The 25,747-nt window shown below is 36.5% G+C and carries 18 protein-coding genes and 2 pseudogenes; 8 read left to right on the top strand and 12 right to left on the bottom strand.

What is annotated here, in order from left to right; all coding sequences use genetic code 11:
* Window positions 1–17 precede the first annotated feature (17 nt).
* From IGK72_RS06725 to IGK72_RS06745, 5 genes and pseudogenes are all read left to right on the top strand, one after another.
* Window positions 18–1,028 carry a hypothetical protein gene (locus IGK72_RS06725; protein WP_016616358.1) on the top strand — a complete coding sequence of 337 codons (1,011 nt, stop codon included), beginning with the start codon at window positions 18–20 and terminating at the stop codon, window positions 1,026–1,028.
* Between the two features lie 302 nt (window positions 1,029–1,330).
* Window positions 1,331–2,767, top strand: a complete 1,437-nt coding sequence (locus IGK72_RS06730; RefSeq protein ID WP_023895077.1) for a catalase — start codon at window positions 1,331–1,333, stop codon at window positions 2,765–2,767.
* Window positions 2,768–2,989: 222 nt separating this feature from the next.
* The gene (locus tag IGK72_RS06735; protein WP_002357548.1) at window positions 2,990–3,751 is read left to right on the top strand and encodes a DeoR/GlpR family DNA-binding transcription regulator; all 762 of its coding nucleotides are present in this window, start codon (window positions 2,990–2,992) and stop codon (window positions 3,749–3,751) included.
* A gap of 8 nt (window positions 3,752–3,759) precedes the next feature.
* Window positions 3,760–4,408: pseudogene (locus IGK72_RS06740) on the top strand (HAD family hydrolase).
* A gap of 218 nt (window positions 4,409–4,626) precedes the next feature.
* Window positions 4,627–4,764 (top strand): annotated as a pseudogene (locus IGK72_RS06745) (helix-turn-helix domain-containing protein); the annotation flags it as partial.
* 673 nt (window positions 4,765–5,437) lie between these two features.
* Here the strand turns inward: IGK72_RS06745 and IGK72_RS06750 are convergent.
* The 4 genes from IGK72_RS06750 to IGK72_RS06765 form a co-directional block, all read right to left on the bottom strand.
* A complete protein-coding gene (locus tag IGK72_RS06750; RefSeq protein WP_070415840.1) occupies window positions 5,438–6,871 on the bottom strand; it encodes a cryptochrome/photolyase family protein in 1,434 nt (477 codons plus the stop codon).
* A gap of 132 nt (window positions 6,872–7,003) precedes the next feature.
* Window positions 7,004–7,885 (bottom strand): helix-turn-helix domain-containing protein, encoded by an 882-nt coding sequence (locus tag IGK72_RS06755; protein WP_002363971.1) that lies wholly within the window; start codon window positions 7,883–7,885, stop codon window positions 7,004–7,006.
* Between the two features lie 272 nt (window positions 7,886–8,157).
* Window positions 8,158–10,086, bottom strand: a complete 1,929-nt coding sequence (locus IGK72_RS06760) for a sucrose-specific PTS transporter subunit IIBC (RefSeq protein WP_002360285.1) — start codon at window positions 10,084–10,086, stop codon at window positions 8,158–8,160.
* A gap of 16 nt (window positions 10,087–10,102) precedes the next feature.
* Entirely contained in the window at window positions 10,103–11,776 is a 1,674-nt protein-coding gene (locus tag IGK72_RS06765) for a glycoside hydrolase family 13 protein (RefSeq protein ID WP_070415839.1), read from the bottom strand.
* Between the two features lie 242 nt (window positions 11,777–12,018).
* On the opposite strand from IGK72_RS06765, the gene IGK72_RS06770 reads away from it, so the two are divergent.
* Complete coding sequence (locus tag IGK72_RS06770) at window positions 12,019–13,479, top strand: sucrose-6-phosphate hydrolase (protein WP_031324182.1); 1,461 nt, start codon at window positions 12,019–12,021, stop codon at window positions 13,477–13,479.
* An 18-nt stretch (window positions 13,480–13,497) separates the two neighbouring features.
* Window positions 13,498–14,478, top strand: a complete 981-nt coding sequence (locus tag IGK72_RS06775; protein ID WP_002363973.1) for a LacI family DNA-binding transcriptional regulator — start codon at window positions 13,498–13,500, stop codon at window positions 14,476–14,478.
* Window positions 14,479–14,537: 59 nt separating this feature from the next.
* On the opposite strand, the gene IGK72_RS06780 is transcribed toward IGK72_RS06775, so the two are convergent.
* From IGK72_RS06780 to cls, 4 genes are all read right to left on the bottom strand, one after another.
* Entirely contained in the window at window positions 14,538–14,699 is a 162-nt protein-coding gene (locus tag IGK72_RS06780) for a hypothetical protein (RefSeq protein WP_002361843.1), read from the bottom strand.
* Between the two features lie 109 nt (window positions 14,700–14,808).
* A complete protein-coding gene (locus tag IGK72_RS06785) occupies window positions 14,809–16,218 on the bottom strand; it encodes a glycoside hydrolase family 1 protein (RefSeq protein ID WP_023895072.1) in 1,410 nt (469 codons plus the stop codon).
* The gene (locus IGK72_RS06790; protein ID WP_070415838.1) at window positions 16,218–18,098 is read right to left on the bottom strand and encodes a beta-glucoside-specific PTS transporter subunit IIABC; all 1,881 of its coding nucleotides are present in this window, start codon (window positions 18,096–18,098) and stop codon (window positions 16,218–16,220) included. Before IGK72_RS06790 ends, IGK72_RS06785 begins: the two co-directional genes overlap by 1 nt.
* 282 nt (window positions 18,099–18,380) lie before the next feature.
* On the bottom strand, window positions 18,381–19,841 hold the full coding sequence (gene cls / locus IGK72_RS06795) for a cardiolipin synthase (protein WP_002371124.1): 1,461 nt from the start codon (window positions 19,839–19,841) through the stop codon (window positions 18,381–18,383).
* Between the two features lie 180 nt (window positions 19,842–20,021).
* On the opposite strand from cls, the gene IGK72_RS06800 reads away from it, so the two are divergent.
* Window positions 20,022–20,573, top strand: a complete 552-nt coding sequence (locus tag IGK72_RS06800; protein ID WP_002361848.1) for a DUF2179 domain-containing protein — start codon at window positions 20,022–20,024, stop codon at window positions 20,571–20,573.
* A 58-nt stretch (window positions 20,574–20,631) separates the two neighbouring features.
* Here the strand turns inward: IGK72_RS06800 and IGK72_RS06805 are convergent, their stop codons facing one another.
* The 4 genes from IGK72_RS06805 to pflB form a co-directional block, all read right to left on the bottom strand.
* Entirely contained in the window at window positions 20,632–21,516 is an 885-nt protein-coding gene (locus IGK72_RS06805; RefSeq protein ID WP_002371123.1) for a DUF1803 domain-containing protein, read from the bottom strand.
* A gap of 71 nt (window positions 21,517–21,587) precedes the next feature.
* Window positions 21,588–22,514, bottom strand: coding sequence for a manganese-dependent inorganic pyrophosphatase (locus IGK72_RS06810; protein ID WP_002360265.1), 927 nt, complete (start codon window positions 22,512–22,514; stop codon window positions 21,588–21,590).
* Between the two features lie 95 nt (window positions 22,515–22,609).
* The gene (pflA, locus tag IGK72_RS06815) at window positions 22,610–23,374 is read right to left on the bottom strand and encodes a pyruvate formate-lyase-activating protein (RefSeq protein ID WP_002357530.1); all 765 of its coding nucleotides are present in this window, start codon (window positions 23,372–23,374) and stop codon (window positions 22,610–22,612) included.
* A gap of 76 nt (window positions 23,375–23,450) precedes the next feature.
* The gene (pflB, locus tag IGK72_RS06820) at window positions 23,451–25,697 is read right to left on the bottom strand and encodes a formate C-acetyltransferase (protein WP_002357529.1); all 2,247 of its coding nucleotides are present in this window, start codon (window positions 25,695–25,697) and stop codon (window positions 23,451–23,453) included.
* Window positions 25,698–25,747: the final 50 nt, after the last annotated feature.

Genomic DNA, 25,747 nt, shown 5'->3' on the forward strand with positions numbered 1-25,747 from the left:
AATGAGGGGGAAAAAGTGTGTTAAAAAGAAAAGTGGGGATTGTCGCAGGCGTTTTCTGTTCAGCTTTGTTACTGACAGGCTGTGGCAAAAGTGCGAAAGATGAGTTCATTCAAGGGATTGGCAATCAAAACGCACAAGAATCTGGGGTTTGGGATTTCTCTATGTCAATTAGTGACATGAAATTTTCACAAGAAGATGGTGCACAAACGAATCCTATGATTGGGATGCTCATCACGCAAATCAAAGACGCATCGCTTTCTGGGAAGATTCAAGTAGATGCCAAAAAAGAAAAAGCATTCAACTTAGAGATGAAATTAAAAGCGATGGGAATGGATGTACCGATTTCATTGGTTGGATCATTAGATAACGAGGGCAAAGAGCCAAAACTCTATTTAGCAACAGATATGATGGAATATATTGTCGCTGTCGCAGACTCAATGACTGACGGTGCTATTGATAGTTCTCAGTTAGATACAGAAAAACTAAAAGGAAAATACATTGATCTTTTAGCCATGAACGAGGAAAGCGCGAAAGAATGGCAAGATACAATCAAAGAGTATCAAGAATCGGAAAAAGAACGAAAACAGTCTGCTAAGGAATACAAAGAGTTTTTAGAAGGATTAGACAAGGATACGTTTGAGAAAAAAGGGGATACCATTACCCATACGTTTACAAAAAAAGAATTACAAAAGTTAATCAAAATTACGACAGAAACATCTGAAAAAGGTAAAGAACAAGATCCTTTCGAAAAAATCAAAGATGTTTCTGCCAAAGTTTCTGTTAATACAAAAGAAAATAAAACAAATATGTTGATTAATGTGAAACCGCAGCAAGACAAGAACGTTGATATGGGACTTGAATCATTATCTAGTAAAATTAGCATTACACAAAAAGCCAAAAAAGCGACGATTTCAATGCCTAAGAAAGAAAATATTTTATCAGAACAAGAAGTTGAAAAAATATTTTCCGATAGCACCTCTATGACAGGTCTATCGACTGAAGACACGACTGTTGCAATCAATCAATAACGCTGAATGACCAATAAAAACGGCCGCTCAAAAAAAGTAACGAAAGACCTAGCATGATTGGGATGCTAGGTCTTTTTTGAATAAAAAAACAGCATTTTAGTTTTATTTGAATTATTGGTTGTTATTTTTGGTGGTGTAAACAGTTTAAAGTTAATACATTTGTTTTTGATTTAAATTCTACTGCTATTTTTAATCATTCTATTAAATAACAAATGTTTTCGAGTGTTTTTAAGCATTATTTTTGTTATGCAGAGTGGTTTTTTTATACAATGAGTATAATTTTAGATGAAGGAGTGTTTTAGGTGAAAAATCAACATTTAACTACGTCACAAGGAAGTCCAGTTGGCGATAATCAAAATTCGCTAACTGCAGGAGAATTTGGTCCTGTCCTAATCCAAGACGTTCATTTATTAGAAAAATTAGCTCATTTTAATCGTGAGCGCGTACCAGAACGGGTTGTTCATGCCAAAGGTGCTGGTGCTCATGGAATTTTCAAGGTGAGCCAATCAATGGCACAATATACTAAAGCCGATTTTTTATCTGAAGTTGGCAAAGAAACACCTTTATTCGCTCGTTTTTCAACTGTAGCTGGAGAGTTAGGTTCATCAGATACATTGCGTGATCCTCGCGGTTTTGCGCTTAAATTTTATACAGACGAAGGAAATTACGACTTAGTTGGCAATAATACGCCCATTTTTTTCATTCGTGATGCAATTAAGTTTCCAGATTTTATTCATAGCCAAAAAAGAAATCCGCGGACGCATTTGAAAAGTCCAGAAGCTGTTTGGGATTTTTGGTCTCATTCACCGGAAAGTCTTCATCAAGTAACAATTTTAATGAGTGATCGTGGCATTCCGTTGTCGTTCCGTCATATGCATGGTTTTGGTAGCCATACATTCAAATGGGTCAATGCTGCTGGAGAAGTATTTTTTGTTAAATATCACTTCAAGACGAATCAAGGAATCAAAAATCTAGAGAGTCAATTAGCAGAAGAAATTGCTGGGAAAAACCCAGATTTCCATATTGAAGATTTGCATAATGCAATTGAAAATCAAGAATTTCCTTCTTGGACATTATCTGTGCAAATTATCCCGTATGCAGATGCGTTAACAATGAAAGAAACACTTTTTGATGTAACAAAAACGGTTTCTCAAAAAGAGTATCCGCTGATTGAAGTTGGCACGATGACTTTAAATAGAAATCCAGAGAATTATTTTGCAGAGGTTGAACAAGTAACCTTTTCACCAGGGAATTTCGTTCCTGGTATTGAAGCTTCTCCGGATAAATTATTGCAAGGACGTTTGTTCGCTTATGGGGACGCACATCGTCATCGCGTGGGCGCTAATAGTCACCAATTGCCGATCAACCAAGCAAAAGCGCCTGTAAATAACTACCAAAAAGACGGCAATATGCGTTTTAACAATGGCAATAGCGAAATTAATTACGAACCAAATAGTTATACTGAAACACCAAAAGAAGATCCTACAGCGAAAATTAGTTCCTTTGAAGTTGAAGGAAATGTTGGTAATTATAGCTATAATCAAGATCACTTTACACAAGCAAACGCTTTGTATAATTTGCTGCCAAGCGAAGAAAAAGAAAACTTAATTAACAATATAGCGGCATCTTTAGGTCAAGTGAAAAATCAAGAAATCATCGCGCGTCAAATTGATTTGTTCACTAGAGTAAATCCAGAATATGGAGCACGTGTCGCACAAGCAATTAATCAACAAGCATAATTTATATAACGTACGTGACAAAACCAGTCTAGATAAACTAAAGACTGGTTTTGTTTGCTTTTCAATGCTTTTTACTCTACTCCCGAATACTAGAATAAAGTGCAACACTCAGCAAATTATTGTTGAGTGTTTTTGTTATGTATCGAGGGTTAACATTGACAAATAAGCTATTTTAAGCTAATTTATAAATATGCTTATACCAACTTAAAAGGAGACATGTTTATGATTCAAAAGAAACGACTTGAGTTAATTTTAGAGGAATTGAAGACGCGCGGAACTCTTAGTTTGAAGGAAATTATAAACTTAACAGGTTCTTCAAGAGATACAGCAAGAAGAGATATTATCAAATTAGCTCAAAATAATGCTATTGATCGCACATATGGTGGAATTAGTTTGCCCAATACCTTTAGTCGTTTAGATGAATATCTTGAACGTACTGAAGATCTCAGTGCTGAAAAAGATATTCTAGCAAAAACTGCTAGTAATTTAGTAAAAGATAATTCCCATATTTTTTTAGATATTTCGACAACGGTCAGTTGCATTCCAAGACATATAAGACCTTATGAGAATGTCATAGCAACGACAAATTCATTAGATATTACCGACCAACTATTGAGAAATACTAAATGTAAAACTAAGATTTTAGGTGGAAGCGTCGATCCTATCAAACGAAATGTCGTTGGAACGAAACCAATGCTTGAGCTGGATTCATTTATCTTTGATGTTGCTTTTATGAGTGCCGCTGGAATCACAACTTCAGGCATTTATTACGCCTACGATGAAGATATAGATTTCAAAAAAAAGATAAGAAAACAATCCAAACTTGTAGTTTTACTAATTGATAATACAAAAATCGGATTAAGTCATAACTATAAAGGTTTAGATTTCGAAGATATTGATTTTCTTGTTATAGAAAGTCGTCTACCAGATGATTTAGAAAGAACAATATCAGATAGTAATGTCTCTATAATAAATTCAAAGTAGGTGCAAACATGATTAAAACGGTATTATTTGACGTAGATGGAACAATCTTAGATACAGAATTTGTCATGATTAAGTCTTTACAAAAAACTCTAAAAGAAGAGAAAAACTTGGACGTTCCAGAAGAAAATTTAGAGTATATCTGAAAATTTAGAGTATATCTTAGGTATACCAGGTAAAAAAGCAATTGAACGGTATTCATCATCTGGAGAGGAAGTTGATAAGCTACATGCATGTTGGTCCGAAAATGTTAAACAATACTCTCATCTTGCGACTTTGTTTCCTCAAGTGGAAGAAGCATTGACTAAGTTAAAAGAAAACGAGATACAAATTGGGATCGTTACATCCAAAACAAATGAAGAAATGGAAAATGAATTTGAACATTTTGGTTTAAGTAAACTTTTTGATATTTCAGTAACTGCCTCTGATACAACGAAACATAAACCTAATCCTGAACCAATTCTATATGCATTAAATAAATTAGGAAGTTTACCCGAAGAAACAATTTATATAGGCGATTCTATCTATGATATGCATAGCTCACAATCAGCTGGAGCTAAATTTGCTTTAGCAAAGTGGGGAGCAAAAGAAAATCCACTATTCTCAAGTGCAGATATTAGGTTAGAAACTCCTCTAGAAATATTACAACACTTAAAATAGATCAGCTTACTAAAAAAAATGTTATTTCATTAACGGTTAACATAAGTGAGGATTATTTCAAGTGATTGTCGTAGCAAGGATTTCAATCACCTAGATTGTGAAATGAGAATGGTCTACCTACGAACGCCTTGTCATTAAGGGATTTGTGGGCAGAAATCTTTGTGATTTACTAGAAGCGTCGTTTGTTGGGTTTGTTTTTTTAGATAGGAGTTTATGAAATGTCGTATAACCATTTATCAGCTGAAGAGCGTGGACAAATAGAAGCGTATCTGAAGGAAGGAGTCTCTCAGGCTGAGATAGCTCGCCGATTGGATCGGCATAGATCCACGATCTCTAGAGAGATCAAACGTGGTTCCGAGCAAAGAAAGAAGAAGAGTCTCGCTAGTTTGCCTTATCAAGCAACTAGCGCTGGTAATTTAGCACGTATTCGCAAGAAAAATTGCGGAACAACTACTAAGGCTACTGTACACAATACTAAAACTATCATGAAGTATCTTGATATGAAATATTCGCCGGAACAGATAGCGAACGCAGTTCGTAGTGTAAAGGTTTGTACATCAACAATTTATAACTGGATTTACAAAAAGATCGTTCCTTTAACCATCTAATTTTAAAAATATTTCTCAAAATAAGATCAATCAAGCTGTTCAAAGTATGAATTTACGGCCACGAAAAATCTTTAAGTGGAAATCACCGCAGCACAAATTTAATTTGGAGTATTCGAAAGCTTTCTAGCACCAACAAATAGTTTTTACATTGTTATAAAAAAGAATAAAACGAACGATACTATTTATACGGAAATTGAAACATGATATAATAGAGCAAATCACGAACAATCTTTATACTAAAACAATTATATGTTGCACTTAATCCTAACATTCGCCAATTCAAAACTACTTCGTATAATGTATATTATGTAAACTAGAATAAAATAAAAAACTTTAGCCGATAACTTGCCACTTCTCTTTCGACCAATCAATTCACCCAACTAACCTTACAGTTGTTTGCTAAGCTAGTTGGGTTTACTGTTTATTTAAACCTTGGATTGTTCATTTCTTGATGAATTTCTTTGCTCACTTCATATAGAAACAATGTTTGTTTTTTACTTGATGCATAATCGACAATGGGTTTTGGATAATTTTCTCCTAAATGTACATGATATCGCGTTTGTAAGGCTTCGTTCATTAGATTTGGTTGATGAATATACTTTTGTGGCACTTGCTTAAGTTCTGGAACATATTTTTTGATGAACTGGCCGTCATTATCAAATTTTTTTGACTGGATAATTGGATTAAAAATCCGAAAATACGGGACAGCGTCCGTTCCTGTCGAAGCAGCCCATTGCCAGCCACCGATATTATTGGCGGCATCATAATCAATCAACATTTTTTGAAAGTATTTTTCACCCCAACGCCAATCGATGTGTAAATTTTTAACTAAAAAAGAGGCAGTAATCATTCTTAAGCGGTTGTGCATCCAACCAGTTTGATTCAGTTGTCGCATGGCGGCATCAATTATAGGGTACCCCGTCTCCCCTTTTTGCCACTTGGCAAACATTTCTGGGTCATTTGCCCATTGAATATAACGAAATTTTTCTTGAATAGCTTCCTCTTTTTGTTGTGGAAACGTACTATAGATCATATTGTAAAAGTCGCGCCAAGCTAATTCTTTTTTGAAGGTTTCTTTACTTAAGCTAGAAGGCGCAGATGCAAGCTCTTGCCAAATAGTGCGAATCGAAAGTTCTCCCGTTCTTAAAAAAGTAGACAGATGACTCGTTTGATCCTGATAAGGGAAATCACGCTTATTTTCATAGGATTGAAGTTTTTGATCAATAAAAGTATTTAAGCACCTTCTGGCTGTTTTTTCGCCGACACTATAGTGTGTTAAAGGAATCCTCGCAATCTGTTCCCCATATGCTGCTTCCTCTTCTGGAAAAAGACACGCACTAAAAATTTTTTCAGCTGTATAGGAAACAGGAATCGGGGTTTCTTTAGGCGCCTCTTTCCATTTATTGTAATAGGGCGTAAACACTTGGTACTTACTGCCATCGTTCTTCTTAATTTCTTCAGAGCCATGCAAATAGGCATCTTGAAAAGAGAAAGACTGAATATTATTTTCTTCAAAAAAGCGCATAGCTTGCTGGTCCCGCTTTGCCCCAAAGCCACAAGTATCTTCATTAAAATAAATGGCCTGCCAATCGGGTAATTTGCGTTTCAAACGTGAAAATAAATCTAATGGTTCGCCGACCATGATTTGTAAATGTGCCTCTTGATCGATTCGTTCTTTAAACGAGGCTAAACTTGCAAAAAAAGCGTTATGATTAGCACTTTCTTGAATAAATTGTTGAGGATTCATTTGGAATAATAAAATCAATTCATCAGCTGCAGAATTTTGTAACGCGTGTGCTAATGCTTTATTATCCTGTAATCGTAAATCACGTCTAAACCACATCACTCTTTTCATTTTTAAATCCTCCTAAATACTTCGTCTTGCTTATCGTAACCGTGACTGCTGATTTTTAAAAGTAACTTGCCTAGACTTTTCAAAAAGCCGATAAAAACTGGGTTTTCAGCTTTTATCGGCTTTTTGATTAAATTAATAGGAAATATTAAAAGCTTTCATATCTTTCTCAATATATTGTAGGACTTCTGTATTGCCAAAAAATTGTGTAAAATAATAGGCTTGACGATAGTCATCGGCTGTGTCTTCCCCGAGCATTTGTTTGTTAAAGGCTTTTTCATATAAAAGATAATCTAGCAAATAAATGGAGTGTTTGTCACGACAAATCTGAATCCCTTTTTCGCTTAAAATGACACTTTTTTGGTAGTCTTTCATTTCCGAGTAGAATTTAGCAGAATTATAATAAATTCTACAACGCTCTAAGGAACATTCTAATTTAAATTGTTCCAATTCTTGTAATGATTTTTCGTAATACACTTGCGCTTTTCTCATATCTTTTTCCAGTTCATATAGCGTACCTAGCGCATTCAGGCTTAAAATGTTGTAAATATTGACTTTACGGTCAATTTCCGCGCCCCGATATAGGTAAAACAAGGCCTCTGCTTTATCTTTTTTTCCTAATAAACAAGTAATTCCCTTATAATATAACAATTTAGTCGTTAGTTCATTATTAGATAAGATAAGACCTTCAGGCACTTCTTGTAATAAATTGTAGGCCTCTAAGTGAAATAGCCGTAAAGATAAATCCTCGACTTTGTTTAGTAGATTTTCAATTTTCTTTTCTTCAGAAATCATCATACATTCTTCTACTTCTAAATCTAATCGGAGGCAAATAGATGAGAAAATATCTAAACTGTCACATAGATTACGGTTTTCAATATTACTAATTGTTGCTTGCGTACAGATGCCGTTAGCCAGCTCTGATTGTGTGATTTTTTTAAGTTTTCTCGCTTGTTTTATTTTGTCTCCTGCTACCTTCACGAACAGACCTCCACTTGTATTATTATGTAAATTCATTAAAAAATGTTATACTTTGATTATCAATTAAAGGAGGTACATGCTATGTTTGATTTACTTGCATTATTGACTGGAACATCAACTTATGGCAACGTTCCCCATGTTTAATTAGTCAATGCGTGTCAAGTATGGTCTTCCATACTTGGCATGTTTCCTTTAAAACTGACTCAATCATACTACAAACGGATAGACAAATACAACCGAAAATCATTGGTTTTTTATTAAGAAAAAGAACAGCAAGAAGTAGTTATCACTTCTTGCTGTTCTTTTGTTTAGTTAGGTGTATTTAGATTTAAAATGATTTGTTCCGGCGTAATTTCATTATGATCTGACATCATTGGCTCTACGCTTAAATAACTTGAAGTATTTGTAATGATAACCATGACAGTTGAGTCAAGCCCAGCTTCTTTAATGGCTTTTCGATCGAACGTTCCTAAAAGATCTCCTTTTTTAACACGGTGACCTTGGGTTACTTGTGTCTGAAAGACCTCCTGCCCCAATGTGACAGTATCAATTCCTATATGAATTAATACTTCAGCTCCTGCGTCCGTTTGGATACCATAAGCGTGCCCAGTTTCTGCAACCAAGTTTAATAAACCATCTGCAGGCGCGTAAACCTTGTTCGCTGTTGGCATGATTGCTAAACCTTTGCCCATCATCTCGCTTGAAAATACCGGGTCATTAACAGCAGTAAGATTCATGGCGTAACCAGTTACCGGAGAAAAAAGTTGTTCATCTAAGGTATTGTGTTGCATTTCAAAGACTTCGCGTTCTTCCTCTTCGATTACTTTATCTGAAATCAAAACCTCTTGCGGAATTGCAAATAGACTGGTTAATGCATAACATACACCGACAGATAAAAGTGCGACTAATAAATAGATCACTAATTGATGTGCACTATAGATATACATTAAGAAAGAAGGAATAACGGCTAAGCCATAAGAATTTGATTGAATATGAAAAATAGCTAAAATTGCTCCGCCTAAACCTGACGTAAACAAGACACATAGCAACGGTTTTAAGTTCCAACGAATAAGTAATCCAAATAACACAGGTTCACTAACTCCAAATAATTGAGACAACATAGAACCGATGGCCGTCGACTTCACTTTGCTATCTTGCGCTTTTTTCGCAAAAGCTAAACAACTGCCAACGTTGGCAAACCCATACATGGCACATATTGTAATCAATGCATTAAATCCTGTATTTGCTAATAATGATGTTTCTACCATAGTTAGTGTATGATGAATACCAATCAAAACCATTAAAGGATATGAGGCACCAATCACGAAACCACCTAATCCTAAGGGCAACCCAATCAACCATTGGACAACATCTACCATGCCTAACTCAACGGTATGCAAAATTGGGCCAATTCCGAGAATCATGATTAAAAAAGTAATTAACATAGTCATAAAGGGTGTAAAAATTTGATCAAGAATATTCGGCATCTTTTTTCGGAAAAAAAGTTCAATCTTTGCGCCAATTATACCAGCAGCAATTGCACTTAAAACGGATCCTTGTGCACCGACAACTGGGATAAAACCAAAAGCCATAATAGCTTTCACGCCAGAATCTGGTGTTGCAACTGCATAAGCGTTTGGTAAAATGGGTGATACCATCATTAAACCAATAACAATCCCGATTACAGGTGTCGCATTAAATGCTTTAAAGGTAGACCAAACAATCAAAGCTGGCAAAAAGGCAAAGACGGTATCTGTAATGACAGAGACAATTTGTTGAAAGCTTTCAGGAATATTGGCTACACTTGCTCCGAATAATTGTAAAAAAGTGTCGTTAAAAATAACACCTTTTAACCCTAGGAACAATCCTGTTGCTGCAATTACTGGAACAATTGGAATGAATATTTCACTTAAAATGCGCATTGTTTTGCGCATGCCCGTTTCATTATTTTTTAAAATTGCTGTTTGCTCTGCTTTTGACACAACATTGATTCCAAGTTTTTCTATTTCATCATACACTTTAGTCACAATACCAGTTCCTAAAATCACTTGGTATTGACCGCCATTATAAAAGACACCTTTTACTAAATCAATTTTTTCTAGTTGTTTACCATCTACTTGTTCGTGGTCCTTCAAAATAAAACGTAACCGCGTTTGACAATGGGTGACTGATATAATGTTATCCATACCGATTAATTGAATAATGTCTTTGGCTGCCTGCTGATAATTTTCTGCCATGTTATACTCCTCCTAGCTACTCATTTATAGTAATCAATAGTCCTTGATAGCTTTTTAATAATGTTCCCTGCTGAACTAACTGCTCTCGTTCTTCAGACTGTGTATCAAAAATAACTGTGCCATTAACTAAATAATGAGGGATTGGAACCGCCTCACCAAAATTAAAAAAGGCGTAAATCGTTTTTTCATTTAATTTGCGTTTATAAGCAATAACATTATCTGGAAGATTTGATAGACCCTCAAATGTTCCATAAAGTAAGATGTCTGTATAGGGACTCTTTTGACGAAATGCAATCATCCGCTTATAGAAATGAAAAATACTTTGACTATTTTTTATTTCTGCTTCGGCATTGATTTCTTTATAATTATCCACCATTCCTAACCAAGGCTTCACGCTTGAAAAACCGCCATACATAGAATCATTCCATGGAAAAGGCGTGCGGGCATTGTCTCGACTACGCAAATTGACAAGTGACAAGGCTTCTTTGGGCGTAAATCCTTCTTTTATTGCTCGATAGTATTGATCAATGCTAGAAATATCATCGAATTCATCAATCGAACCCCTTTCAAAATTGGTCATTCCTAATTCTTGTCCTTGGTAAATAAAAGGCGTGCCCCTTAAAAAGAAATACATGGCGCCGAATGTTTTAACCGCATTTGGCTGTTGAGCCTGTTCTTTTAAATATTTCGTTGTCGCTCGAGGTTGATCATGATTTTCAATAAAATTTGCACTCCAACCAGCCTCTTGCATGGCTTCTTGCTGTTTGAAAATTAATGTGCGTAAATCATTCCAAGACCAATCGATTCTATAAAACCATTCGCTTCCTGATTTCACATCCAAATCAGCCCATTTGAAGTCAAAAATCATGTCGAAATACCCTGTTTCTCCAATAAATTCTGATAAATTTGGATAATTGACGCCGGCCGCTTCGGCAACTGTGACAATATCAAAGCCAGCAAAAGCTTTTTCTTTTAATTCGTTCAGAAAGTCACTCATTCCTGGCATGTTTCTACTAGCTTTTGTTACTTTGGCTAATTGATCTGCCCCATCAGCAGGTAAGTTTGTCCAAGTCAAATCTTTCTTAATAAAATTAATCGCATCTACACGAAAACCAGCAATTCCTTTTTTTAACCAAAAACGGATCATTTGATAGATTTCTTTGCGTAGTTCAGGATTTTCCCAATTTAAATCCGGCTGTTTTTTATGAAAGGCATGAAAGTAGTAGGCATCTTCCCCAGGTAATTTTTCCCAAACACTACCACCGAAGTTAGACCGCCAATTTGTAGGTGCTTCTCGTCCTTCTTTTATAATATAAAAGTCTCGAAAACGACTTTGAGGATTTTTTAAAACATCTTGAAACCAAGCATGTTCATCAGATGTATGGTTTACCACCAAATCTAAAATAACTTTTATGTTTCGTTTTTTTGCTTCTTCAATGAGTTCATCGAAGTCTGCCATTGTACCAAAATCGCTAGAAATACCATAATAGTCTGAAATATCATATCCATTGTCAGCCATTGGCGACGGGTACATTGGACTCAGCCAAATCAGCGTAATTCCTAAATTTTCTAAGTAATCCATTTTTTGAATAATGCCTTGTAAATCACCAATTCCGTCATTATTACTATCCGAAAAGCTACGTGGATAAATTTGATAGGCCACTTCTTTTTGCCACCAATTTCTGTTCATTCTGGTTCTCCTCACTCTTAAACTAGTCCTGTTAATTTTTTCTGTAACCGTTTTTACATTTTGTATGATACTCGTTTTTGCGTAATATGTCAAACGTTTATCATAAATAAATGTAAATTATAATATTCTTTTGATTTAAATAGATTTATATATGTTATACGTTTGACTTTTTTCTGATTTGTTTATACTATTAGACTAACTACTATTTTCTAATAAAGGAGACATTACTTATGTCAAGCATCATGAACCAATGGACTGATGAATTACGTTATGCGCCTTATTCTTCTTGGACATCTGCTCACCTCGAAAATCTAACTTCTATTATCGCGCAATCTAGTTGGCGTTTTAAGTATCATATTCAACCACAGACAGGACTACTAAATGATCCCAACGGTTTTTCGTATTTCAATAACCAGTGGCATTTATTTTATCAAGCGTTTCCTTTCGGGAGTGTTCACGGACTAAAAAGTTGGGCCCACTTAACTTCCTCCGACTTAATTCACTGGGATTATGAAGGAATTGCCCTTTATCCCGACTCTGAATATGATTCTCATGGCGTCTATTCAGGCTCAGCTTTACCAATAGATAACCAACTATGTTTATTTTATACAGGAAATGTTCGTGATCAAACTTGGCAACGATTTGCATATCAAAATATTGCATGGCTGAATTCTTTAGGTGCGATCACAAAGGAATCAACACCATTCCTACCTATTGACCCCAATTATTCTTCCCATTTTCGTGATCCGATGGTATTTCCTTATCAAGAAGGACTTGTTTTATTAATTGGTGCTAGTGATTTAAATGGACAAGGAAAAATTGTGGTCTATTTATCTAAAGATCGAAATGTACACAATTTTCATCAACTTGGCGAATTGACGTTCACCGACCAAGAATTAGGCTACATGGTTGAATGCCCCAATTTGGTATTTATTGATGGCCAGCCTGTCTTATTATTTTGCCCACAAGGTCTATCTCCATCTGTAAAAAGTTATCAGAACATCTATCCGAATATGTACACATTGGCCGAAACGTTTGATTTGGAGAATCTTTCTTTAGTTCAGGCTGGGCCTTTTGAAAATTTAGATGAAGGATTTGATGTCTACGCCACTCAAGCCTTTAATGCGCCAGATGGTCGTGCACTTGCGGTCAGTTGGATTGGGTTGCCAGAAATCACTTACCCAAGTGATGTGGAGGGTTGGGCAAATGGCTTAAGTCTGGTTAAAGAACTCACAATTCACAACGGGAAACTATTTCAATATCCAGTTTCTGAAACAGAAATGCTTCGTCAATCCGCTACTACTTTATCAAATGGCTGCCATTTATTATCTACTGCTTCTTTTGAATTAGAAGTGGATATTCCCAAAAATGAGATTGCTTTTATTCGGCTTTTAGCGAACGAAACGGGTTCAAAAGGACTTTTAATTACAATTGATACGATTCATGGTAAAATAACCCTTGATCGAACATTTGCTGGCCAACCTTTTGCTGAAAAGTATGGCACAATTCGTGAAACTAAAATTAGGAAAAATAAGTCAGTTCAGTTAACTATTTTTGTTGATTGCTCTGTTGCAGAAATCTATGTAAATAAAGGTGAAAAAACGATGACTGGTCGCTTCTTTCCAGATAAAGCGCAACAGTATCTTCATCTATCCAAGACGGCAAAAGCTTGTTTTTATGAGCTGGAAAATACGAATAATTAGGAATGATGGTGAATTTTGATGGTGGTTAAATTAACGGATGTAGCAAAGCTTGCTGGGGTGAGCCCGACAACGGTAAGCCGCGTGATTAATAATTATGGTTATCTTAGTCAAAAAACAATTGATAAAGTTCATCAAGCGATGGAAGAATTAAATTATCAACCTAATGGATTAGCCAGAAGCCTCCAAGGAAAAAGTACGCAGCTGATTGGTTTAGTCTTCCCTTCTGTTAGTCATCCATTTTTTGGTGAATTAATTGAAACACTGGAAAGAAAGCTCTTTGTTCAAGGATATAAAGTGATTTTATGTGATAGTGAAAAAGATCCAGAAAAAGAGCGCGCCTATTTACGAATGCTCGCTGCAAATAAAGTGGACGGTGTAATCACTGGTAGCCATAACTTAGCTATTAACGAATATGAAAATGTTTCACTACCTATTGTTTCCTTTGACCGTTTCTTGGCACCTGGCATTCCAATTGTCTCTTCGCAAAACTTTCAAGGGGGCCAAAAAGCCACTGAAGCCTTATTTGCAAGTGGTGCACAAAAGATTGCAATTATTACTGGTGCTAATAACACAGGCGCACCTAGCGATTATCGATTGGCTGGTTATAAACAAACAATGGAAAAATATGGCGCAGAAAAAACGATTCTACAAATTGATAATGGGACCTCAACAACATTAAAAAATCTAGAAATCGAACGTTTGCTTCAAAATAAAACTGTGGACGGCATCTTTTGTACCGATGATTTGACAGCAATTACAGTTATGAATATTGCTCAAAAATTGAAGATATCCATTCCTGAAGAATTAAAAGTAATTGGTTATGATGGGACAAAATTAATCAAAAGAATTGCCCCACAACTATCAACCATTGTGCAGCCAATCGACGAGATGTGTGACGTTATGATTGACTTACTGCTTCGTAGAATGAAGGATCCTGATGTTGCGCTCGAGGAAAATTATCCTATTCCAATTCAGCTATCATTGTCTGAATCCTGTTAAAAAAGACACCTGAAAAGGTGTCTTTTTTTATTCTTAATTCCTCATTTGCCCATTTTCCCTTAATTCCAAAGCACAGAGATTAAATAATACAACAACATGATCCCTACAAATACACCGAGCATTAGTAAAACATACCACCAATTTTTGGCGCTATAGGTTTCATTTTTATCTTTTTCGGTTCGTTTCCCGGCAGCCCATTTCCATAAATCGTAATTATTCATCTCTCTCACCACCTTTAATGGGTTTATTAACTTAAGCCTAACACGGAACGACAAAACTTGAAAACAAAAGGATCACCCGCTTATGCCAACGGATGATCCTTTTTGGTCATTATTCTTCTGGTAAACCGTTATTTTTAATCACTGATTGGTACCAATAAAAACTATCTTTTTTAATACGTCGTAAATCTTTTAACTCATGGTCTTCACGATTGACGTAAATAAAACCGTAGCGTTTTTTGAATCCTTGATGAGAACTTAAAATATCCATGACCGACCAAGGACAATAGCCAAACAACTCAACACCGTCAGAAATAGCCGCATGACAAGCAGCAATATGATCATGCAAATACGCAATTCGATAGTCATCATGAATTTTTCCGTCCTCTGTTAGGTGATCTGGTGTGCCTAAGCCGTTTTCTGTAATGATTAACGGCAAACGGTATTGACGATAATAATCATTTAAAACTAAACGTAGACCAGTTGGATCAATTTGGGCGCCATACTTAGAGGTTTTTAAATGTTGATTTTTTTCGATTTTAAAATAACCGTATAGATCAAAATCAATGTCCTTTTCTTTCGTACCCAATGGGTGTTGCTCATCTGTCGGTAAATAGCTAGCGACTAACGTCCGATAATAATTAAGAGCGATAAAATCTGGTTTAGCGGCTTTCAAAATTGCTTGATCTTCTGGCTGTGTTTCGGGATAAATGCCGCATTTGGTCAAATACTCTTGATAGTAACCAGGGTATTCGCCAAAACAATACATTTCTAGAGCGTAATTCGTTTTAAAGTTATCATTCATACGAGCTGCCCAAACATCTTCAGGCTTATTAGAACTAGGATAAGTCATCGTTGAGGAAACAGAGGGACCGACTTTTCCCCCAGCAACCAATTGGTGACAATCATTCGTCGCTAACGCATGGGCAACAAACATATGGTAATCCATTTGTGCACGAATTTTTTCATTATTTTCTGGTGCAACATCGTACATATTCATTCGTTCATCGACACGAATCATTAAGTTTTGTTCGTTTGTAACTTGCCAATTTTTGACTCGATCACCAAACGCTTGATAACAAACTTGCGCATAGCGTTGAAATGCAGAAACGCAGCGACGATCAACCCAACCATTGTATTTTTCCACCAATGCAAAAGGTAAATCAAAATGATAAAGTGTGACAAACGGCAAAATATCGTTTTCTAAAAGTGTATCAATGACAGCATTATAAAAATCGATGCCGGCTTGATTGATTTCGCCATCACCTGTTGGAATGATTCGTGCCCATGAAAGAGAAAAACGATAGGTTTTTAAGCCTAATTCTTTCATTAACGCAATGTCCTCTTTGAAATGATGGTAAAAATCGCTGGCGACTTTCGTATCTGCTTGAACAGCTGACTTTTTAAAAGAATTATAATCAGCGACTGTTAGGCCTTTGCCGTCCTCATTCCAAGCGCCCTCAATTTGAAAAGCGGAGGAAGAAGCGCCCCATAAAAAATCGTTCTTAAATTGTTTAACCATTAGTGTTGCTCCTTTACTTGCATGAAAAATAAATTTGTTTGTGGTGTAATCTCTGTTTGTTTGGTTGTCTCAATTACAGCCATTTCCGCAGTATTTGTTACGATGACTAAGACGGTTGGATCATAACCAGCAGCTTGGATGATTTGTTTATCAAAAGAAAGCAGCTTTTGTCCTAGCCTGACTCTTTCTCCTACTTTTACGAACGTTTCAAATCCCCGCCCTTTTAATTCGACGGTATTGATTCCAATGTGAAGAAGGATTTCAGCACCATTGTCTAACTTTAAGCCAATTGCATGATGAGTTGGATATAAAGCCGTCACTTGCCCATTTTCTGGTGAAACAATTTGTTCCTCTGTCGGATAAATAGCTAGCGTTTTTCCCATTTGTTGAGAAGCAAAGACTTCATCGTTGATTTGGTCTAAAGATACGAGTTGTCCTTGAACAGGTGCTTGAATCCGTTGTTTTTCTTTGACTGTCCCTGCCTCTGTCTTTAAGCCGGGTTCTTGACGTGACTCGTCAAGCGATAAATCATTAAAGCCTAGAAAAATCGTTAATAGAAATGCACCAAAAAAAGCAATGCCACAACCTAATAAATAACAAATAAAGGCTTTGGTTCCTGCTTCTGCGTAAACTGGGATGGTCAAGAGTCCTTGGTTAGCGAAGGCTGTCCCGTAGGAACCGCCCCAGCCCATTAAGGCCCCACCTGCTGCTCCGCTAGCCACCGCATAAATCATCGGTTTTTTTAACCGCAAGTTTGCCCCATAAATGGCTGGTTCTGTGATACCAAATAATGCAGTCACTGTTGCAGAGGCAGCAACAGCTTTCAAGTCTTTATTTTTTGTGCGGACAAACACGCCAAATGCGGCGCCCGCTTGAGAAAAGTTCGCTGCACCAGCAAACGCTAGCAAATTTTGCCGTCCTGTTCGAGCGACATCATTAATCCCAATTGGCACAAGCCCACGGTGAGCCCCAAAAATGACTAAGACACACCAAATTCCCCCGATAAAACCGCCTAACAAGATGGGACTCAAATTCATTATATAATAATACAACCAATTCACGCCGTCACCTAAATAAATCCCTATCGGTCCAAATAATAATAAAGTGGCTGGAATCATTAAAAGTAATGACAGCGTAGGAACCATAATAATTTTTAGAACTTCTGGAATGACTTTTTCCAAAAAACGTTGCACATAAGCTAAAATAAAAATTGCAAGAATAATAGGAATTACTGTGGAAACGTAATTGGCTTTGGTCACATGTAATCCAAACAAGGTAACCGCTGATTCTTCAGTCATTAATGAAACGATGGTTGGATAACATAAGGTGGCACCAATTACCATGGCGATATATTCGTTTGTTTTGAAAACCTTAGCAGCTGAATAACCTAAAATAACTGGCATAAAATAAAAAAGTGCATCGGAAGCGGCGCTTAAAATAATATACGTATTCAAAGGTTTTAAATCGACCTGGTAAAAATTGTTTGCGACCATCACAGCAATAGCTAGAATTCCTTTTAACATGCCAGAAGCGGCAATTGCTGGTACGACAGGTGTGAAAATCGCGGCAACAGTATTTAAAATTCGATTGCCTAATGAATTTTTTTCTTTTGTGGATGTTTTGGTCGTAAGTTGCTGAGCCAACAAAGGTTCTAGAGCATTATAGACATGCGCGACTTTATTGCCTAAAACCACTTGATACTGCCCGCCACTTTCAACAACAGAAATGACACCTTCTGTTTGTAGTAAGGCTTCTTTGTTCGCTTGTTTCGTATCTTTCAATACGAAACGCAATCGTGTATAACAATGTGTGACATCCACGATATTGTCTTTGCCACCTACGTCTTTCAAAATTTCTTTTGCTATTGCTTGGTAGTCCATGGTGACCACTCCTTATCTATAAAATAACAGCTCAATAAAAAAGACCAAATCACACATGCACGTTTCAGCAAACACACTCAATATTTGCTCGTCGTGAATGTCCCTTTGATCTGATCTACGTAATAACTATGTTTCTCACGATAGAATAGCTGATTGAATTTATTTTTAATTTACCATTATTTAGAGGGATTATCAATGAATTAGGTAGACCACCTCAGTGTTTTGTTACTAAAATCAGCAGTGAAAATAGTAGTTTACTACATTCACTGCTGATTTATTTGATTACAAGACTGGTGACAACAAGCGTGAAAAGTTTTGCTTGAAGCGTAGCCAGTACCCTTGTTTTTTTATTATCTCGTCGGTTAATAAGACACTTTTTTCTATATCTTCTTCAAAGACTTGCGCTAACATCCACGCAATGTCGGGATTGTAAATAAACGTACTCACCTCAAAATTCAATGAATAACTGCGAATATCTTGGTTTGTTGTCCCAACCATAGCTAATTCATCATCAATCACCATTGTTTTTGCATGAATAAACCCACTATCATAAATATAAATTTTAATGCCGCGTTTGTGTAAGTAATTCGCGTAATATTGTGTTGCGCGGTAAATAAAGGGATGGTCAGGCATACAAGGAATCATAATTCGCACGTCGACACCTGAACGAACCGCCACTAACAACGCATTAATCATACTATCGTCAGGGATTAAATACGGTGTTTGAATCCAGACACTCTTTTCTGCAGAAAAAATCATCCGAACAAACCCGCTTTTCAAAATTTCTTCTTCTGAATCAGGACCATCTGAAACAACTTGTAAGGACAAATGCTCCACTTCATGATCTTCTGGTAATTTAAAATATTTTTCATGATACGTCATACGTTCTTCAGGATATTTGACTGAAGCATTCCAATCCATGATAAATATCTCTTGCAATGAAAATACGGCCGTCCCGACCAAACGAATATGGGTATCTCGCCAGTAACCAAATTTTTCGGTGACATTCAAATATTGATCCCCAACATTGAACCCGCCAGTCCAGCCAATTTTCCCATCGATGACAACAATTTTTCGATGCAAGTGATAATTTAGACGTGTTTTACGAATCATATCGCGAGAAGTAATAAAGGGAGCTACTTTTCCTCCAGCGTCAACGTAACGAGCAAAAAACTTTTTATTTGCGCCGGGTGAACCCCAAGGATCGTAAATTAAGTAAACTTCCACGCCTTCATGCAACTTTTCGATTAATACATCTAAAAATTGATTGCCAATTGTGTCATTAAAAAACGCATAATACTCCACATGAACAGTTTCTTTCGCTGCACGAATATCTTCAAATAATGCTTGGAATTTTTCTTGGCCATCTGTAAATAATTGCAAACTATTTCTTTTGGCCAACGGTGATGCGTCCATATTCCGGAAATAACGATTTAAAACTTTCGCATCATAAAGTAAATCATAACGTTTATCGCGCCCTGCTTTTTTGTTATCAACGTCCACTTTTTCTTTAATTCGTTGAACCATTTGTTTTTCATCATCAGACAATTTAAAAACTTCTTGTCCATCGATACCTCGCCCACAGAATAAGTAAATAATAAAGCCGATACCAGGCAAGAAAATCAACGTCATCATCCATGCTAAAACGCTGGAAATACTACGAGGTTTTCTAAAAACAGTAATTAAGGCAGCAATAACGTTAATTACTAATAAAAATAACAAAATCCAAACAAAAATTTTCATCGCTTACCTCCTTCTTACTTCATACTAAGATTATATCAAATAACAGTTAAATTAGGCGAATAATATGAGCGAGTATTCAAAAAAGAATTCATTTCTATAAGTGTTTCGCCTTTGATTCTCAGTTTTTCTGTACTATAATGAGGGCTGGATGTAAAGATTTTGAAAAGAGGTACTTATTTTATGGTCGTTGATTTGAAAATGTTAGCTATGATTTTTATCATTAATTTTGCGTATATTACCTTAAATACTATTCGTTTTATGTTAACGATGAAAGGTTATCGGGTTATTGCACCGCTGGTTAGTATGGCTGAAATAACAATTTATGTCTTAGGGCTGAGTATGGTTCTGAATCGGTTAGACAATCCTTTAAATTTACTTGTTTATGCGCTTGGTTACGCTGTTGGCATTAGTGTAGGAATTAAAATCGAAGACTATTTGGCCTTGGGTTATATTATGGTATCGGTTATCCTCCCTTCTACTACTGAACAATTTCATTTACCAGAAACACTTCGTGAACACGGCTATGGTGTTACGCAAAGTGTCGCCTACGGACGTGAAGGAGAACGAATGGTTTTAGAAATTCTTTCCCCAAGAAAAAACGAACGTACATTGTACAAATTAATCAATCAATTAGAGCCGAGAGCATTTATCATTTCCTATGAGCCTAAGTTCATTTCCGGTGGCTTTTGGACGAAAAAAGTTCGCAAAAGAAATGACGCCATTTCTCACTAAGAAGCGGCGTCATTTCTTGTTATTGATTTTTAGTTTACATAATAAAATTATCGTAACTTTAATTTATTCTAAGATAACTTAGAGAGTTCGTACCTAGTTGCTCAATCAATTGTTGCATAAAAACTAAGCGTTCGATGGCCGATCGGTTAGCAATTTTTTCATAATAAAATGCTAGAATATCCGACTGTGCTTCTAAAGGCTCGGCTTGTTCCGTTGCTACTGGTAAAAGGAGTTTTAAGTGGTCCTGGTCAATCGTAATCACTTGGGTCAAGTGCAAACTTTCTTGAAAAATATTAGGCACAGTACTGACTTTGCGGCCTCGCAGAGCTTGTTTAATGACTCTTCTCGCTTGCGAAAGATAGTATTCAGGATTTACGTCCCCTAGCAAGTCATATAAAGCGCTGAAGGCTTCTGGCAAGGCTTCCTCTTTGCCCAAATAATCAAAATAACGAGGCATTGTTGGAACCTCTGTCTTTTCTTTTTCAAGCGTAATTATAGATAGTTGTGCCGAGGCCAATCTTTGTTTTTGATAAAATGAGGGGTCACCGCTCACGCCAAAAAAATAGTCTTCCTCTTCTGGAAACACTTGTGGCCAAAAAGATTCAGCTAGCCAAAATAATTGCTCTGTTACAGTTCCTTTAAATTTAGGAAGTTCGTCTTCAGCCAAGGGCAAACTCGCAACTTCAGCTGCCGTATAAATAGGAAAATTCAAACGATATTGACGATTTTCCCGAATGATTAACTGACAATCAATCATTTCTGATAAAAATTGTTCTAACTTGGCTTCTGTTGCAAAGGCCGCTTTTAATTGTCTTAAAATGATTCTTTCTTCCCGATGTTCATACATAAAAGTAACAAGAGGGAAAAAAAGTGATTGGTTGAGCAAATGATTGTATTGTTTCGTTTGTTGCGGAGAATGATAGTAAATTGCTAAATCATTCATGTTAACGCCCCTTTACTATTGAAGCGCCTAAGCAACAAGGAATTTATCGCGTTGCTTAGGCGCTTACGGTTTTAGTTAAAGACTTCTGTTAATTGTGGTACTACTTGTTTTTTACGAGAAACAACGCCGGGTAAGAACGCACGATTGTTAACTAATGTTACATTGAACGCTGCTTCAATTTTGGCTTGTTCCGCACCAATCGCTAATAATTCAGAATCACTGTCTAGGATATTCGTAATAATTAAGACAAACAAGTCATAATTATTGGCTGCATTTTCTGCGGCCATAGCTGCTTCTAATTCAGCTTGACGATCTAAAACTTCTGCTAAATCGACGGTATTTACTTGGGCAACGCGAACTGTTTTGCCGTTCATTGGGAAGCTCTTAGCATCTAAATCTAAAAGGACTTCAGCTGATTTATCGCTTAAATTTGTTCCTGCTTTTAATAAGTCAAGACCATAGCCTTCTAAATTGATTTCAGCAATATCAGCTAGGGCGTGCGCTGCATCGATGTCTTCTTGTGTGCAAGTTGGTGATTTAAATAATAATGTATCAGAAATAATCGCTGAGACCATCATACCAGCAATTTGAGCTGGAATTGTCACGTTATTTTCTTTAAACATTTTATAGATGATTGTACTGGTACACCCTACTGGTTCTGCACGATAATACAATGGATCTGCTGTTTCGAAGTTGGCAATCCGGTGATGATCCACTACTGCTAAAATGTTTACTTCAGCGATATCTGAAATGCTTTGTTGGAATTCGTTATGATCCACTAACATGACTTGGTTTGTTTCGCTAGCTGCTTCAGTGACAACACGTGGTGCTTCAATATTGAAGTAATCTAAGGCATATTGAGTTTCTTCACTTGGTGTTCCTAAAGCGACAGCTTCTGTCTCTTTTCCTAATTCTTTTTGTAAGTAAGCAAAACTAATTGCTGCTCCGATAGCATCTGTATCAGGATTTTGGTGTCCAAAAACTAAAATTTTTGACATAATACACACTCCTTGGTTTTGATTCACTCTTAATGATAACAAAAAATAGAAAAGAAACAACAAAAAAATTGTCTTCTTTTCTATTTTTTCGTTTGTTAACGTGCTAGATAACCTTGATAGTCCTCGACATGTAGTAGTTTTTTCGCATTTTCAACACGATCATTTTTAGGAGGCTCAATTCCTTCTAATGGATAAGGAATACCTAGTTCTTCCCATTTGTACTTGCCCATCGTATGGTAAGGAAGCACTTCAACTTTATCTACATTGTTTAATGTTTTTATGAAGGCATCCAGACGGATTAAATATTCGTCGTAATCACTACGTTGAGGCACCAATACGTGGCGAATCCAAACAGGTTTGTCAATTTCAGATAAATAGGTAGCCATCTCTAAAATATTATCATTTGATTGCGTTGTTAACAGTTTATGCTGCTCGTTATCAATATGTTTGATGTCGAATAAGAGTAAATCTGTGTACTTCATCAATTCATCAAATTGACTAATGAAGGGTTCTTCCCGAGTAAAAGGTTTGCCACACGTATCTAAGGTTGTATGAATGCCTTGTGCTTTGGCTTTTTTAAATAAATCGATTAAAAAGTCCATTTGCAATAGCGGCTCACCACCACTGACAGTGATACCACCCTTTTCGCCCCAATAAGAGCGAAAACGTAATGCTTCCTCTAATACTTCGTCAGTCGTCACCACACGACCACCGGAACCAATTTTCCAAGTATCTGGATTATGACAGAATTGACATCTCATGCGACACCCTTGTGTAAATACGATAAAACGGACACCTGGGCCATCAACGGTACCAAAATTTTCTGTTGAATGAATTCTACCTGTAACTGGTGTTGTCATAATGATCCCTCTTCTTTCAAACGAAAAGGATGACACGTTAAATGTCACCCTTTCAGTTAAATAATGTAAATGTTTTTTATAGTCTGTCGTGTGAAGTTCTTGAAATAACGTCTGCTTGTTGTTCAGGAGTTAAGTCACGGAATTTCACGGCATATCCAGATACACGGATAGTTAAGTTTGGATATTTTTCTGGATGTGCTTGTGCATCTAATAATAATTCGTTTGTAAATACGTTTACGTTTAAGTGGTAACCACCTTTATCGAAGTAGCCATCTAATACGTTACGTAAGTTGTTAATTCTTGTGTCGTCGTCTTTACCTAAACCATTAGGGTTGATGGTTTGTGTATTAGAAATACCATCTAAAGCGATTGTATATTCTAAACGAGCTGTTGAGTTTAATGAAGCTAACAAGCCATTTTTCTCACCTAAGAATTTACCGTCTTGATAACTTGGGTTCGCACCTGGTGCAAGAGGTTTGCCGGCACGACGTCCGTCAGGCGTGTTCCCTGTTGCTTTACCATAAACAACGTTTGAAGTGATTGTTAATAATGAAGTCGTTGGTTTAGAGTTACGGTATGTGTGTTGACGTTTAATTTGTGTCATAAAGTAATCTAAAATCCAGTTAGCCATTGCATCGGCTTCTTCGTTATCATTTCCGTATGTTGGGAATTCTTTTGTTGGTACATAATCAATTGCCATACCATCTTCGTCACGGATTACTTCTACTTCACCGTGTTTAATTGCCATGATACTATCAGTCGCATGAGAGATTCCGGCAATACCAGTTGCGAATGTCCGTTGTAAATCAGTATCCATTAAAGCTAATTGTGGTGCTTCATATGCATATTTATCATGCATGTAATGAATAATGTTTAATGTGTTAACGTACAATTCAGCTAACCAGTCTAAGATGTCTTTATAGCGTTCCATGAATTCGTGGTAATCTAATTTGTCACCAGTCATTGGACGATATTTTGGTGCTACTTGCATTTTAGTTTTTTCGTCGACCCCGCCGTTAATTGCATAAAGAACAGCTTTCGCTAAGTTCGCACGAGCGCCGAAGAATTGCATATCTTTACCCATAACTGTTGCAGAAACACAACATGCGATTGCACAGTCGTCAGAACCCCAGTTTTCACGTAATAAGTCATCGTTTTCAAATTGGATAGATGAGCTTTCTTTCGCGATTTTAGCTGCATATGTTCTGAAGCCTTCTGGTAAGTGAGAAGAATACAATACAGTTAAGTTCGGTTCTGGAGATGGTCCCATGTTTGTTAAGGTGTGTAAGATACGGAAGTCATTTTTGGTAACTAATGAACGACCGTCAATACCCATACCAGCAATAGATAATGTTGCCCAAATTGGATAACCAGAGAATAATTGGTTGTATTCTGGTGTCCGTGCAAATTTAACCATACGTAATTTCATGATTAAATGGTCAATCATTTCTTGTGCTTCAAATTCAGTGATTAAACCAGCTTCTAAGTCACGTTGGATATAGATATCTAAGAATGCTGAGATACGACCAATTGACATTGCCGCACCATTTTGAGATTTAATGGCACCTAGGTAACCAAAGTATAACCATTGGATTGCTTCTTGCGCATTTGCAGCAGGACGAGAAATATCGAAACCATAAGAAGCAGCCATTTGTTTTAAGTCATTTAACGCACGGTATTGTTCAGAAATTTCTTCACGTAAGCGAATAACATCGTCTGTCATTTCTTTGTTACCAGTGTTATCATGATCTTTTTTCTTTTGTTCCATTAAGTAGTCGATACCATATAATGCGATACGACGATAGTCACCGATAATACGGCCACGGCCATAAGCATCTGGAAGACCAGTAATGATTTTGTTTTTACGTGCTAAACGCATTTCAGCTGTGTAGGCATCAAAAACACCTTGGTTATGTGTTTTTCTGTATTCTGTGAAGATTTTTGTCATTTCTTCGTCAGTTTCATAACCATTTGAAACTAAGGCATTGTTCGCCATTTTAATACCACCGAATGGCATAAATGCTTGTTTTAATGGTACATCTGTTTGTAAACCGACAATTTTTTCTTCTTCTTTGATTAAGTAACCAGGTTCATGTGACGTAATAGTTGCTGGGATATCGCTATCCATGTCATAAACGCCATTTTTTTCATGTTGGATTTCAAATAATTCTTGTAGTTTTGTCCATAATTTGTCAGTGCTCGGAGCGATTGGTTCTAAGAAACTGTCGTCGCCTTTGTACTCTGTGTAGTTGTTTTGAATAAAATCACGAGTGTCAACGCTTGTTCTCCATTTGTCGCCTTTAAAGCCTTCCCATTGTTTCATGAAGTGTTTGCCTCCTTAGTTAACTGCTACTTGATTGTATGTAACAGCTT

Origin of the sequence: Enterococcus sp. DIV0183 (assembly GCF_050541505.1) — a bacterium.
GTDB classification, from domain to species: domain Bacteria; phylum Bacillota; class Bacilli; order Lactobacillales; family Enterococcaceae; genus Enterococcus; species Enterococcus faecalis.